The organism is Aquibacillus sediminis, from assembly GCF_005870085.1.
GTDB lineage: Bacteria > Bacillota > Bacilli > Bacillales > Amphibacillaceae > Aquibacillus_E > Aquibacillus_E sediminis.
Genome location: NZ_SZNM01000003.1, coordinates 177,305 through 190,906, shown reverse-complemented (window position 1 = coordinate 190,906; position 13,602 = coordinate 177,305). Strand labels below are relative to the sequence as shown.

General features: G+C 36.8%; 11 protein-coding genes. All 11 read left to right on the top strand.

Annotation, left to right across the window (positions count from 1 at the left end; translation table 11 throughout):
• Positions 1-80: 80 nt before the first annotated feature.
• The 11 genes from FCI53_RS04465 (at position 81) to FCI53_RS04415 (ending at position 13,602) form a co-directional block, all read left to right on the top strand.
• Entirely contained in the window at positions 81-755 is a 675-nt protein-coding gene (locus FCI53_RS04465; protein WP_138416245.1) for a YesL family protein, read from the top strand.
• A 127-nt stretch (positions 756-882) separates the two neighbouring features.
• Positions 883-2,547, top strand: coding sequence for a glycoside hydrolase family 13 protein (locus tag FCI53_RS04460; protein ID WP_138416243.1), 1,665 nt, complete (start codon positions 883-885; stop codon positions 2,545-2,547).
• A 129-nt stretch (positions 2,548-2,676) separates the two neighbouring features.
• Positions 2,677-3,633 (top strand): carbohydrate kinase family protein, encoded by a 957-nt coding sequence (locus tag FCI53_RS04455; RefSeq protein ID WP_138416241.1) that lies wholly within the window; start codon positions 2,677-2,679, stop codon positions 3,631-3,633.
• A gap of 14 nt (positions 3,634-3,647) precedes the next feature.
• Complete coding sequence (gene gtfA, locus FCI53_RS04450) at positions 3,648-5,117, top strand: sucrose phosphorylase (RefSeq protein ID WP_138416239.1); 1,470 nt, start codon at positions 3,648-3,650, stop codon at positions 5,115-5,117.
• A gap of 367 nt (positions 5,118-5,484) precedes the next feature.
• Positions 5,485-6,903: an endo-1,4-beta-xylanase gene (locus tag FCI53_RS04445; protein WP_138416237.1), complete on the top strand. Its 1,419-nt coding sequence runs from the start codon at positions 5,485-5,487 to the stop codon at positions 6,901-6,903.
• A 231-nt stretch (positions 6,904-7,134) separates the two neighbouring features.
• Positions 7,135-7,848 (top strand): class D sortase, encoded by a 714-nt coding sequence (locus FCI53_RS04440; RefSeq protein ID WP_246050007.1) that lies wholly within the window; start codon positions 7,135-7,137, stop codon positions 7,846-7,848.
• Positions 7,849-8,591: 743 nt separating this feature from the next.
• Positions 8,592-9,110 carry a cupredoxin domain-containing protein gene (locus FCI53_RS04435; protein WP_138416235.1) on the top strand — a complete coding sequence of 173 codons (519 nt, stop codon included), beginning with the start codon at positions 8,592-8,594 and terminating at the stop codon, positions 9,108-9,110.
• Between the two features lie 21 nt (positions 9,111-9,131).
• A complete protein-coding gene (locus FCI53_RS04430) occupies positions 9,132-10,616 on the top strand; it encodes a cbb3-type cytochrome c oxidase subunit I (RefSeq protein WP_138416233.1) in 1,485 nt (494 codons plus the stop codon).
• Positions 10,609-11,229, top strand: a complete 621-nt coding sequence (locus FCI53_RS04425) for an SCO family protein (RefSeq protein WP_138416231.1) — start codon at positions 10,609-10,611, stop codon at positions 11,227-11,229. Before FCI53_RS04430 ends, FCI53_RS04425 begins: the two co-directional genes overlap by 8 nt.
• A complete protein-coding gene (locus FCI53_RS04420) occupies positions 11,222-11,797 on the top strand; it encodes a hypothetical protein (protein WP_138416229.1) in 576 nt (191 codons plus the stop codon). The genes FCI53_RS04425 and FCI53_RS04420 overlap by 8 nt, the downstream gene beginning before the upstream one ends.
• A 290-nt stretch (positions 11,798-12,087) precedes the next feature.
• On the top strand, positions 12,088-13,602 hold the full coding sequence (locus FCI53_RS04415; protein ID WP_281279500.1) for a catalase: 1,515 nt from the start codon (positions 12,088-12,090) through the stop codon (positions 13,600-13,602).

Sequence of the window (13,602 nt, the reverse complement as noted above, 5' to 3'; positions counted from 1 at the left end):
ACTAACTTGAACTGTAAAACGGCTTAGAACATAGAGTGATTGACAGTGACATTGGTGGTAATGTAAAGGAGTAGCTTATTATGAATGCAATGATGAATGGAATATTCAAAGTATCGGAATGGATTATGCGCTTTTCAGTTGTTAATCTACTTTGGTTAGCCTTTAACTTACCGATTGTCCTATTTCTATTAAGTGCAATGTATGCTAAAAATATGGCATTTATGTTTGTTTTTCTGCCAATTATTATCGTAGCACCATTCTTATTTTTTCCTGCTACAACAGCAATGTTTGCTGTTGTGAGAGACTGGATGATTGAAAGAGAACAAAAATCATTAATCCTTGCATATTGGAACCATTATGTGAAAAATTACAAAATTAGTATGATAAGTGGAACTTTGCTAAGTGTAGTTTGGGCATTGTTCATTGTTGATTTTTACTTTTTTCAGCAATATAACACCCTTTTATTTTTTATATTTTTGGTATTCGGTATTGTTTTATTTGTGTTTACCATTAATTTTTTCTCTGTGCTTGTGCATTATGATATTAAATTAGCAAATGTTTTAAAAAATACATTCTCCATAACATTTGGCAGTCCGGTATTATCTTTTTCAATATTAATTACGAGCTTTATCATCTTATACGTGAGTATAAACGGAATGGCTTTCTTATTATTATTTTTTACAGGTAGTTTGGTTGCTTTCGTTTCTTTTTCGGCATTTTATCGTTTGTATATAAAAGTGACTTATCAATCGTAATAGGAAAGAAGCTGAATTACATTGTATTAAATCGATAGTGATGTTTAGATTTTATCGTTTGAGATAGTGATTACCAAAATTTGAAATAAGAAAAATAGATATTAAAAAAATTATTGGGGGAACAATTATGAAAAAAACATGGTGGAAAGAAGCAGTAGCATATCAGATTTATCCTAGAAGCTTCATGGATTCCAATGGAGATGGTATTGGTGATATTCAAGGAACAATCCAAAAATTAGATTATTTAAAGGACTTAGGTATCGATGTGATTTGGATGAGTCCGATTTATCAATCTCCTAATGATGATAATGGATATGACATTAGTGACTATCAAGCTATTATGGACGAATTCGGAACGATGGAGGACTTTGACCAATTATTAGAAGAAGCACATAATCGTGATATGAAGATCATTATGGATTTGGTCATCAATCATACGTCAGATGAACATCCATGGTTTATTGAATCACGTTCCTCAAAAGACAATCCCTATCGAGATTATTACATCTGGCATCCAGGAAAAAACGGAAAAGAGCCAAATAATTGGGAGTCTATCTTTAATGGATCAGCTTGGGAATATGATGACAAAACGGGTGAATATTATTTGCATGTTTTCTCCCGTAAACAACCAGATCTAAATTGGGAAAATCCAGTGGTGCGAGAAGAACTTTATAAAATGGTTAATTGGTGGCTTGATAAAGGGATTGATGGTTTCCGTATCGATGCCATCACGCATATCAAAAAGGAAGAAGGATTTCCAGATATGCCTAACCCAGATAATTTAACTTACGTGCCATCGTTTGATAAACATATGAATCAGCCAGGGATTGATAAGTTCTTGCGTGATTTTACTGATAAAACGATTGCCAATTATGATGTGATGACAGTAGGGGAAGCCAATGGTGTGACAGTTGAACAGGCTGACCAGTGGGTTGGCGAGGAAAATGGTTACTTTAATATGATTTTTCAATTTGATCATTTGAATTTGTGGGGAACTAGTACTACGGGTGACTTAGATATCCATGAACTAAAAAAAGTCTTAACGCATTGGCAGAAAGGGTTAGACGGTGTTGGTTGGAATGCATTATTTTTAGAAAATCATGATCAACCACGATCCGTTTCTACATGGGCGAATGATAAAGATTTACGAATAACGTCAGCTAAAGCATTGGCCACCTTCTATTTTCTAATGCAAGGTACCCCATTTATTTACCAAGGACAAGAAATTGGCATGACGAATGTCAAGTTTGATTCTATTGATGATTACAATGATGTCGCGATCAAAAACCTTTATAAAAAAGAGCGAGATGAGGGTAAATCACATGAAGAAGTGATGGAAGTTATTTGGAAGAATGGCCGTGATAATTCTCGGACACCAATGCAATGGTCAAGTGATGCAAACGCAGGTTTTACAACAGGAACTCCTTGGCTAAAGGTGAATGCGAATTACGCAGATATTAATGTTGAACAAAACTTAGAAGATCCTAACTCTATTTATTATTTCTATAAAGAGTTGATTTCCCTACGAAAGTCAAGTGAAACACTTATTTATGGTAGTTATGATCTCATAGCAGCAGATCATGACCAAATCTATGCATATACAAGGACTTTAGGTGATGAAAAGTATGTTATTATGGTCAACTTGTTTGAGGTGGAGTCTAGTTTAGATTTAGGAAGTGAACTTGATGGTCAATCATTACATTTACAGTTAAGCAATTATAAAGTTGCCGATCAATCAATAGACTCGATAACTCTCCGCCCATATGAAGCTAGAGTCTATCAGGTGAAATAAGGCAAGAATGGACAATAATCTTTCAGTAAGTTACCAAACTGCTTTAGTGGTTCGGTAACTTCTATTTATATAAATGCAATCTATAGCTGAAAAGTGAAGCTTCGTTGAATGTGAAGGTGAGGGAAAAGGATGTTCCATTTACATGAGGGAATTCAGTTTAACAAAAAAAACAATGATCTATTAACTATTGGAGAACTATTAATTGATATGATAGCAGAGGACTATGGTGAAAATTTTGAAAGTAATACCTTTCATAAGTATTTTGGAGGATCACCGTCCAATATTGCGATTAATACGAAAAGATTAGGGATCCATTCAACTGTCGCCTCATCAGTTGGCAAAGATGGGCTTGGGAATTTCCTAATGAATCAATTGAAAGAAGTGAATATAAACACAAGCACGATTCAAGAGGTAGACTATGCAACAAGTATGGTTTTAATTACCAAGAGTAAAGCCTCACCAAAACCTATTTTTTATAGGGATGCTGATTTTCAGTTAGCATACAGTTCTAATCTGGAAGAAGTAGTAAAAGATTCCAGCATCATTCATTTCTCTTGTTGGCCGATCTCAATGGTCCCTGCTCGTCATACGATTGAAAAATGTATCGAGGTAGCAAAGGAGAACCAATCATTAGTATGTTTTGACCCAAATTACCATCCGATGTTATGGCAAAAAGGGGAAGATGGAATCGGCTATGTAAAATCGATTATTAAAGACGTTGATATTGTAAAGCCTTCAGAAGATGATGCAGAAAGAATATTTGGAAAAGATAGCAATGAAAAACAGATTGAAAAATTCTTAGCACTTGGTGCAAAATTAGTGATCATGACGTTAGGACAGGATGGAGCGATTGTTTCTAATGGGGAAGAAACGATTACATTTAATACTATGGCTGATGAAGTAAATGATACAACAGGAGCAGGAGATGCTTTTTGGTCTGGTTTTTATGCTGGTATCATCAAAGGTCATACCATTAAAGAAGCGCTGAACCTCGGTTTTGCTGTAAGTGCTTATAAGTTACAATTCACCGGCGCAGTAGTAGAATTGCCGAAATTGGATCAAATCAAAGAAATGTATCGTCTATAAGGGGGAGTAAAGAAATGACATTGAAAAATCAAGTGCAACTGATTACATATCCAGATTCAATAGGTGGAAATTTGAAAACCTTAAACAATGTGCTTCATAACCATTTTTCCGATATTTTTAAGGGTGGCGTTCACATTTTACCGCCATTTCCGTCTTCAGGAGACAGAGGATTTGCTCCACTTACTTACTTAGAAATAGAAAAAGAATTTGGTACTTGGGAAGATATGAAAGCAATTGGGGAAAACTTTGATATTTTAGTAGATTTAATGGTAAACCATATCTCTATGCGTTCTCATTATTTTCAAGATTTTCTCGAAAAAGGTAGGGCGTCTGAATATGCCGATTTGTTTATAACATTAGACAAGTTATGGGAAGATGGTCAACCGAAACAAGAAGACATTAATAAAATGTTTTTACGAAGAAAGAAGCCATATTCTACTTTTCAAATTGAAGAAACAGGGGAAGAAGAAACGGTATGGACAACATTTGGTAAAACAGAACCATCGGAACAAATTGACCTAGATGTTCATTCAGAAAAGGTGAAAGAGCTATTAACGGAATTCTTTGTTAACTTTAGTAAAAATAATATCAAAATTGTAAGGTTAGATGCAGTAGGATATGTGATTAAAAAATTAGGTACTAGTTGCTTTTTTGTCGAGCCTGAAATCTATCAATTCTTAGATTGGATTAAAGAATTGGCAGATTCATTAGATATTGAATTGCTTCCAGAAGTGCATTCTCATTATTCGACACAATACAAGTTAGCCGATCATGGTTTCTGGATTTATGATTTTATTCTTCCTTATACGGTACTTGATACGATTATGAATAAATCTAGCGATAATCTCTACCGTTATTTGAATGATCGTCCTGAAAAGCAGTTTACGATGCTTGATTGTCATGATGGTGTACCAGTGAAGCCAGATATGGATGATCTTATTGATACGAAAGAAGCTAGAGAAATAGTTGATATATGTGTAGAGAGAGGCTCCAGTTTAAGTCTCGTTTTATCTGATGAGCATAAATCAGAAGATGGTTTTGATGTTCATCAAATTCGAGGTACTTATTATTCCCTTCTAAATAATGATGACGATGCCTATATAGTAGCAAGAGCGATTCAATTTTTTGTACCTGGTATTCCACAGGTGTATTATGTCGGGCTGCTTGCAGGGGAAAATGATGTAGAAAGTGTAGAGAAGACTGGAGAAGGAAGAGAAATCAACCGACATAACTTTAGCCTAGAAGAGATTGATCAGTCACTTGAAAAAGAGGTTGTTCAACGATTGTTAGAGCTTATCCGTTTTAGAAATGAATACCCTGCTTTCAATGGAGAGTTTAAAATCAAACCATCCGAAAAGAATGAAGTTTGTCTTGCATGGGAGTATGGTGACAAGTATTGTGAGTTATTTATTGATTTATCGACTAATACAACAACGATAGATTATTTAAATGAATTTGGTCAATTGGTTCACGACACTATCTAAAAAGTTAAAGGACAAGTATTACACAAGAATGCAGTGTAGTACTTGTCTTTTTTAGATAAGACAATGCGAGGAAATAAGGTACCGATGTAAAAAAAGATCGTATAACCAATAAACAAAAACAATACGAAATAAAGGTGTTACCGGAGATATAACGGTAAATTTTCAAAAATTTTAAAATAGTTTTGTTTATATATTGAATAAACAAAGATAAGGGGGTATAATGGTTAATGTTGAAAGTGCTTACATATATTGGGAAGCTTTATGGTCCATTTGGATCAAGCTAAAAAGTTTTTATGGAGGTGAATCAAAACACCAATTTTGTAAGCGATTTATATGGTGTTCTAAACTAATAAAAGGGGAGAAGTGTATGTTAAAAGTTTTGCGTAAACCGATTATTTCAGGACTAGCATTATCTCTTGCTTTACCATTTGGTATGAGTACGGTTTCTGCTGCAGAATCAGAAGCTACTCATGCAACAGAAGTGGCTCCAATCGATGATCGATTTGAAGACACGTTTAAAATAGGTGCTGCCATTGAACCATACCAGTTAGAAGGGGAGCATGGTGAAGTTTTAAAGAGGCTCTATAATAGTATTGTTGCGGAAAACGTCATGAAACCGATTAACATTCAACCAACAGAAGGTGAATTTAACTGGGAAGAGGCGGATAAGATCGTTGAGTTTGCTAAAGAAAACGATATGTATTTACGATTCCACACACTCATTTGGCATAGCCAAGTACCAGATTGGCTTTTCCTAGATGAAGAAGGGAACCCTATGGTTGATGAAGAAGATCCTGACAAACGTGAAGCAAACAAACAGCTTTTATTAGACCGACTAAGAACACATATTGAGACAGTTGTCACTCGTTATAAAGATGATGTAGATGCATGGGATGTAGTGAACGAAGCAATTGACGATGGAGAACCTAATGAACAGGGGCTTCGAGAATCCCCGTGGTACCAAATTACAGGTACTGAATACATTGAAGTAGCATTTGAAACAGCAAGAGAGTTTGCTGGTGATGATGCCAAACTATTTATTAATGATTACAATACAGAAGTTGAACCTAAAAGAACACATTTGTATAATCTTGTGAAGGACTTGGTTGATAAAGGAGTTCCAATTGATGGGGTAGGGCACCAGTCACACATTCAAATTGGCTGGCCTACGATCGAGGAAAGTCGGGAATCCTTTGAGATGTTTGCAGATCTAGGTTTAGACAACCAAGTTACAGAATTGGACGTTAGCATTTATGGTTGGCCTCCAAGTGGGGAATTTAAAACAGAAGCGGAAATTCCTCAAGAGGTCTATGATGAGCAAGCAGAACGTTATGAGGAACTCTTTAACCTCTATGAAGAATTGGGTGCTGATATCAGTAATGTAACATTCTGGGGAATTGCTGATGACCATACTTGGCTTGATGATCGTGCAGAAGAACATAGCGATGATGGTGAAGGAAAAGATGCACCATTTGTTTTTGACTCAGAATTCAATGTCAAACCAGCTTACTATGCAATGATGGATTTAGAACAACCAGTTAGTGATGAAACAGAAGAACCAGTTGAAGAAAATGCAGATGAGAATGCAGCAGAAGAATCAGATCAACCAGCCGAAGAAGCAAATGAAAACGTAGCAGATGAAAAAGATGAGTCAGTACAAGAAGAAGTAGAACAGGGTGAAGAGCTTGCAGACACTGCTACAAATTTCCCTATGGGGCTAGTAGCTGGATTTGCAATTATGGCATTTGGTGGCTTGTTCCTATTTAGAAAAAAACGAGCACAATAATAGGTTGAGGGAGGATAGGTAGGGTATGCCTATCCTTCTCGTTTTATCCCGCGAGTAACTGGCAGTAAGCACACCCCCTCTCGCTTCAAATTACGAGGTGAAATAGTAGAAGAAAAGTGGGGGAGAGTTGCGGGTATCTCCTTGCGGTACTAAAAGATTAGTGGTGGATTTAAAAAGACTCCACCAATTGAAGTTTCACTTTATCGAAAGTTTTAATAAAAGGTGATGTCCATGGACAAAAAGAGAAAGATTGGTCTTTTATTCGTGATTATTGGAACAGCGATCGTACTATGGAGTGGATATGGTTGGTGGGTACAAGCAAATTCAGTTATTATTGATTCAGAAAAAGCGCAATCGATTGATGAAGAATGGGATGATACCAACAAACAAAAAACGATTATATTATCAGAAGAAAAAGTATCGGGTGATAATAAGATAGATAAAGCGTTACGTTATCGTCAGCAAATAATGGAACGAGAGCAACAAAAAAATACTGAAAAACAGGATGATACCAAACAAGCAGCCCCCTTTGGACAAGAAGGAGTAATCGGAAAGTTAACGATTCCTAAAATGGGTAAAATTTTTCCTGTCTTTTTTGGTACAGATCCACATTCTTTAAGTAAAGGTGTTGGCATGTATGATACACCTTCAACAGTATATCCAAATGAAAATGGGCATACAGCGCTTGCTGGTCACCGAGATACGGTATTTATTGGTTTAGATGAGTTGACAGAAGGAGATAAACTTTATTTAGAGGTAGATGGAGAAAAGTATGAGTACCAAATTCGGAAAACGTGGATAACAGATGCAGAAGATCGAACGGTTATTGTCAAAAAGGAAAGGCCTACGTTAACATTAACAACGTGTTATCCTTTTGATTTTGTTGGTTCAGCACCAGACAGATACATCGTTCAGTCTGAATTAATTAGCACGGAAAACTTGTAGGAATATAAATAGGTTAATATGCCCCCCACACTAAGATTGATAGGTTGAGAAGAAAGCCCCCGAAGATAGCCCACTTATATATGAATATTAGTTAAAAAGAGCTTAGATTAGAGCTAAATGGGCAATTCTAGGGGGAACATAAATGACACATTATTTAGGAGTACAAATCGCATAGCGTTTTGTACTCCTATTTTTATTGATATATAAATGTTTATCCCGGTGCAACCGTCCGTAAGCCTCCACTTCAAAACATGATAGGGAAGGAAGATGTTTAAGTGGGAGTAAAACTTTTGCTTTTACCCCCACGATTGGTTGAAGGGCTTGCGGGTCTCTCCTTGTGGTAGAACACTCAGTGGGGGAAGAAGCAAAAACCACTGAACTAGATGTCTACCAAAACATACTTACAAATGGAATATCCCATCAACTCTTTAACTATTTCTTCACCTTAAGCCTCCGAATTCACAATAAGAGATTCTATTTATTGTTCAATTTTTTATCGATAAAATTCTACTCATATCAACACATGATTTGGTTGATTATTACTAAAAAAGCGATGGACTCCACGCCATTCCTACTTTATTGCGTTCGACAAAAAACGTGGAGTGACAGGCACCGAGGCCTACTTTCCGCACTTTACTATATATTTGGTATGAAAATTAGTGATGGTAATCACAGAATGTTCTGACAACATTGTATAGGATAAATACCGGTAGCGATTACATTTTATGATGGGGGATGGAGTTATGTATCAACAAGCTGCTTGGGTAATCACATTGTTGCTTAGTGCATTTGTGATTTTTATTTTTTTATTTGTATTAATGAAATCAGGAAGGCGAGTGGAGTATTCTAAAGTACAAGCAAAGGGGTACTTTTTGCGGTCGATTTGGCTGGTTATTTTACTCGTTGGATTCTCTACCGCTTCTTATTACACGTTAAAGGACTTACCTTTTGAGCGGGCCGAGGGAAAGGGGGCACCGCTGGATGTGTATGTGGAAGCTGTACAATTTGGTTTTGAAGTGTCAGAAGAGAAATTACAAGTTGGGGATTATGTTGCATTTCATGTGACGAGTAGTGATGTGAACCATGGGTTTGGTTTATATGATGAGAACATGAATATTGTCGCGCAAACACAAGCAATGCCTGAGTATACAAATACGGTTTACTATCAATTTGAGAAGCCAGGTACGTATACCATTTTGTGTTTAGAGTATTGTGGGGTGGCGCATCATGTCATGAGTAAGGAAATCACAGTTACCAAGTAAGGGATAAAGGGGGATGAAAAATTGGGGAACATATTAACTGTATGGATTGATACAAGTCGTAAACGGTCGGTTGTTTTTCCATTAAGTTTGACAGGGGTCGTTCTATTATTGATGATGTTTTTTGGGGTATTAATGCTGCTTGAGCAAGGGAATGTGATTGAACTTGGGGCAGGTATGTTTTATAAATTATTAACGATTCATGGAACTGGGATGATAGGGATTGCAGCATTAGCAGGAACTGCTGTTATGTGGTACTTTTTGAACCAATACCTTGATTTGAAATTAGGGATATTTATAATGAATATTGTCTTTTTCTTAATTGGAGTAACGATGGTTCTTATCGGTATTTTTTCTTATGATTTTGCTGGTGGTTGGACATTTTTATATCCACTACCTGCTATATCAGGGGGGATGTGGGGCCAAACTGCTGCAGCACTTTATTTAGGTGGCATGTTAATTATAGGTACAGGATTTTTACTATTATATTTAGAGTTTTCTCGTGCCATCATTAAGGAATATGGAAGTTTTGCAAAGTCGTTAGGTTGGCCACAAATACTTGGGATAGTAAAAGGATATGGACCAGCTCCTGCAATTGCCGCAGGTACAATGGTATGTATTGTAAATATTACGGCATTAATTACAGGGGCAGCAATTCTTGCAATGAGCCTCATCAACCTATATATTCCTAGTTTTACAATTGATCCATTACTAGCAAAAAATATGATCTATGCATTTGGGCATATTTTTGCTAACTCGATTATCTATATGGGAGTAATCGCTGTTTATGAATTACTTCCAAGGTATACAGGACGACCGTGGAAAGGGAGTAAAGCGTTATTAATTGCATGGAACATGTCCACATTGTTTACGGTTATCATTTATCCCCACCATTTGTTAATGGACTTCGTAATGCCGAAATGGATGTTGATACTAGGGCAAGTTCTGTCCTATGCAAATGGGTTACCAGTATTGGTCGTGACTGCATACGGTGCTTTATTACTAGTTTATCGTTCAGGAATCAAATGGGATATTGCGTCAAGCTTCCTTTATTTATCGATGTTTGGTTGGGTGATTGGAGTTGTCCCGGCAATTGTTGATGCAACTATCGTGATCAACCATGTGATGCATAACACGAAATGGGTACCTGGACATTTTCACATGTATATGGGATTGGGTGCTTGTGCGATGATCATTGGGTTTATGTTTTATTTAACCAAAGTGGAAGGTGGACGTCAGGATAATCGATTAGACCGCTTATCGTTGTGGGTTTTCATTGTTGCTTTTTTAGGTCTAACAGGCTCATTTTTATTTTCTGGAAAAGTAAGTGCGCCAAGACGGTGGGCAGTGCACTTTCAAGAATGGGTTCCAGCAGATATCATAGGCGCTTTGTTTGGAACGCTTGTTACACTAGCTTTTTTAGCTTTCGTTATACGATTTATTAACTATGCTAGCAACATTGGGCGAATGAAATCGAATGTGGATCCAAGGATAGAAAAACATGGTTAAGCAAAATGTACTCCTTATCATTGTGATCGCGATAACGGGCAGCATGATTCTGTTTATTAGTACGGACCAATTTCAAGCATTTACTGCAGAACAGGCTAGAAGGGCTTCGATTACTAATAATACGCCGTTGTTAACAGATGTGACGTTTCAAGATAGTGAAGGAGATAGGATTAAACTATCTGATTATCAAGGGAAATATGTGTTAGCAACGTATATGTATACGGCTTGTGGAGATGTGTGTCCTGCAATTGAGAGGAACTTTTTAAAAATATATAAAGGTCTTCCTGAACAAATGGTTGACGACGAGCTCCAGTTGTTAAGTATAAGTTTTGACCCTGTACGCGATACACCAGAACAATTACAACATGCAGAAGAGGTATTTCAAGCGGATGGGGAGAATTGGAAAATGGTTCGGATTCCTGACCAACAACAACTTAATCTTTTGCTAGAACAGTCAGGTGTGATTGTGATTCCTGCTGAAGATGGTTTTGAACATAATGCGGCTTTTTATTTAATTGATCCAAACGGGCGCTTAGTTCGGATTTTTAATTATGACCTCCCAAATCAAGTAGTTGAGATAGTTAGTGATATTGTAGGTGCTAAGGATGGGTAAACGAAAGTGGTTGTTTAGTGGTGTAGCATTGTTTGTTGTTTTAAGTCTCCCAGCTATGCGTCAGTATTTAGCTGTATCCATGATAGGACAAATGCTGATTCAAATTCCTTTGTTAGTGGTTTCGGGCTATCTTTTGGGACGGGGTATCCAAGGTCGCTGTGAAACAATACAAGATTCCTATAACCATAATGGGATTCCAGGGTTTCTGATTGCTTTATTTACAAGTTTTTATTGGATTTTGCCAAGGTCTATTGATGCAGCACTAAATAGTGGGTGGATGGAACTGTTTAAGTTCGTTACTGTTCCACTTTTGATTGGTTTGCCACTAGCGCTAAGTTGGAAAAAGATAGCTTCAATATTTAAAGGGTTTGTATGGGCGAATGTAGTTTCAATGTGTTTTGTAATGGGATGGTTATACGTCAATGCACCGGTACGGTTATGTAACAATTATCTAACTAACCAACAAGTCGCATTGGGAAGGACATTAATGAGCCTAGCAATAATCGTATTTGTTTTTTTCTTTTTAAAAATTTTCTTGTTTGATTTTCAAAAAACTTCAAATCATTAAGATTGGTAGCAGGTACTTGACGATAGGTTGGAGTACCTGCCTTTTTTGGATGTTGGAGTAAAAAAAGGGAATTTTTTCATGTTCAAGCATGAATCTACTATAATTAACAAGCGTCAATTCGTTATGAGGGGGAATAAAAGCGACAACTATTTATGTTTTTTACACTTAACAATCGATAATGTATGTCAATTACAATTTGTTGAATTATTTCACTTTTTTAACTTATTTAATTCCTTTTTTGATACGATTTAATTATGTTTCCTATTCATTAAAAAAGGATGGTGATCAAGGTGGATGATAAAAACAAAAAGCAAGTGGAAGAAGGAAAAGAACAAAAATTAACCACAGCGTTTGGTGCTCCAGTACCAGATAACCAAAATACGATGACGGCTGGTCCGCGTGGTCCAGTAGTCATGCAAGATTATTGGTTTATTGAAAAGATGTCTCATTTTGATCGAGAAGTTATTCCTGAACGTCGTATGCATGCCAAAGGTTCTGGTGCGTTTGGTACGTTTACAGTTACGAATGACATTACCAAATATACGAGAGCAGCAATTTTTTCTGAAGTAGGTAAACAAACCGAGATGTTTGCACGTTTTTCTACTGTTGCAGGGGAACGAGGTGCAGCGGATGCAGAGCGTGATATTCGAGGGGTTGCACTGAAATTTTATACAGAAGAAGGAAATTGGGACCTTGTTGGAAATAACACGCCAGTATTTTTCTTTCGGGATCCGAAGAAATTTCCAGATTTAAACCATGCGATTAAACGTGATCCACGAACAAATATGCGGAGTCCGCAAAATAACTGGGATTTTTGGTCATCGTTACCAGAAGCACTACATCAAATCACGATTACCATGAGCGAACGAGGTATTCCAAAGAGCTATCGTCATATGCACGGTTTTGGTAGTCACACGTATAGTTTTATTGATGCTCATAATGAACGTACATGGGTGAAGTTCCATTTTGTTACACAACAAGGAATCGAAAATATTAGCGATGAAGAAGCAGAGCAAATTGTTGGGAAAGATCGAGAAAGTCATCAACGAGATTTATATGAAGCAATTGAAAATGGTGATTTTCCAAAATGGAAGATGTATATTCAAGTGATGACGGAAGAACAAGCGAAAAAGATGTCATATAATCCATTTGATTTAACAAAAGTGTGGTATAAGAGTGAGTTTCCACTTATTGAAGTTGGGGAATTTGAATTAAATCGGAACCCGGAAAACTATTTCGCTGATGTGGAGCAAGCTGCATTTGCGCCAACAAATATTGTTCCAGGAATTAGTTTTTCACCAGATAAAATGTTACAAGGTCGCTTATTCTCCTATGGTGATACGCAACGTTATCGGTTAGGAGTGAACCATTGGCAAATTCCAGTTAACTACCCAAGAGGTGTGAAACATTTTCATCCATACCATCGTGACGGTGGCATGCGTATTGATGGAAATATGGGGGGAGCAAAACCATACGAGCCAAATAGTTACGGTGAATGGCAAGAACAATTGGAATATAAAGAACCACCACTACCATTAGATGGAAATGCATATGAGTGGAATTTCCGCGAAGATGATGATGACTATTATACCCAACCACGAAAGTTATTCCAGTTAATGACACCAGAACAGCAGCAAATCTTATTTGAAAATACAGCTCGTAATATGCAAGGGACAACGAAAGAAGTAAAATTAAGGCATATTAATAACTGCTATAAAGCAGACCCTGCATATGGAGAAGGAGTTGCTAGAGCTCTTGGAGTTGCAATCAGTGAAGTGGAAGCTGCTAGTGGAGTAGAAGAATAA

What these genes read in the sequence shown, in the direction of transcription:
- FCI53_RS04460 (WP_138416243.1), top strand. Translation starts at nt 883, where the DNA reads ATGAAAAAAACATGGTGGAAAGAAGCAGTAGCATATCAGATTTATCCT.
- FCI53_RS04435 (WP_138416235.1), top strand. Translation starts at nt 8,592, where the DNA reads ATGTATCAACAAGCTGCTTGGGTAATCACATTGTTGCTTAGTGCATTT.
- FCI53_RS04465 (WP_138416245.1), top strand. Translation starts at nt 81, where the DNA reads ATGAATGCAATGATGAATGGAATATTCAAAGTATCGGAATGGATTATG.
- FCI53_RS04440 (WP_246050007.1), top strand. Translation starts at nt 7,135, where the DNA reads ATGGACAAAAAGAGAAAGATTGGTCTTTTATTCGTGATTATTGGAACA.
- FCI53_RS04445 (WP_138416237.1), top strand. Translation starts at nt 5,485, where the DNA reads ATGTTAAAAGTTTTGCGTAAACCGATTATTTCAGGACTAGCATTATCT.
- FCI53_RS04455 (WP_138416241.1), top strand. Translation starts at nt 2,677, where the DNA reads ATGTTCCATTTACATGAGGGAATTCAGTTTAACAAAAAAAACAATGAT.
- gtfA (WP_138416239.1), top strand. Translation starts at nt 3,648, where the DNA reads ATGACATTGAAAAATCAAGTGCAACTGATTACATATCCAGATTCAATA.
- FCI53_RS04425 (WP_138416231.1), top strand. Translation starts at nt 10,609, where the DNA reads ATGGTTAAGCAAAATGTACTCCTTATCATTGTGATCGCGATAACGGGC.
- FCI53_RS04420 (WP_138416229.1), top strand. Translation starts at nt 11,222, where the DNA reads ATGGGTAAACGAAAGTGGTTGTTTAGTGGTGTAGCATTGTTTGTTGTT.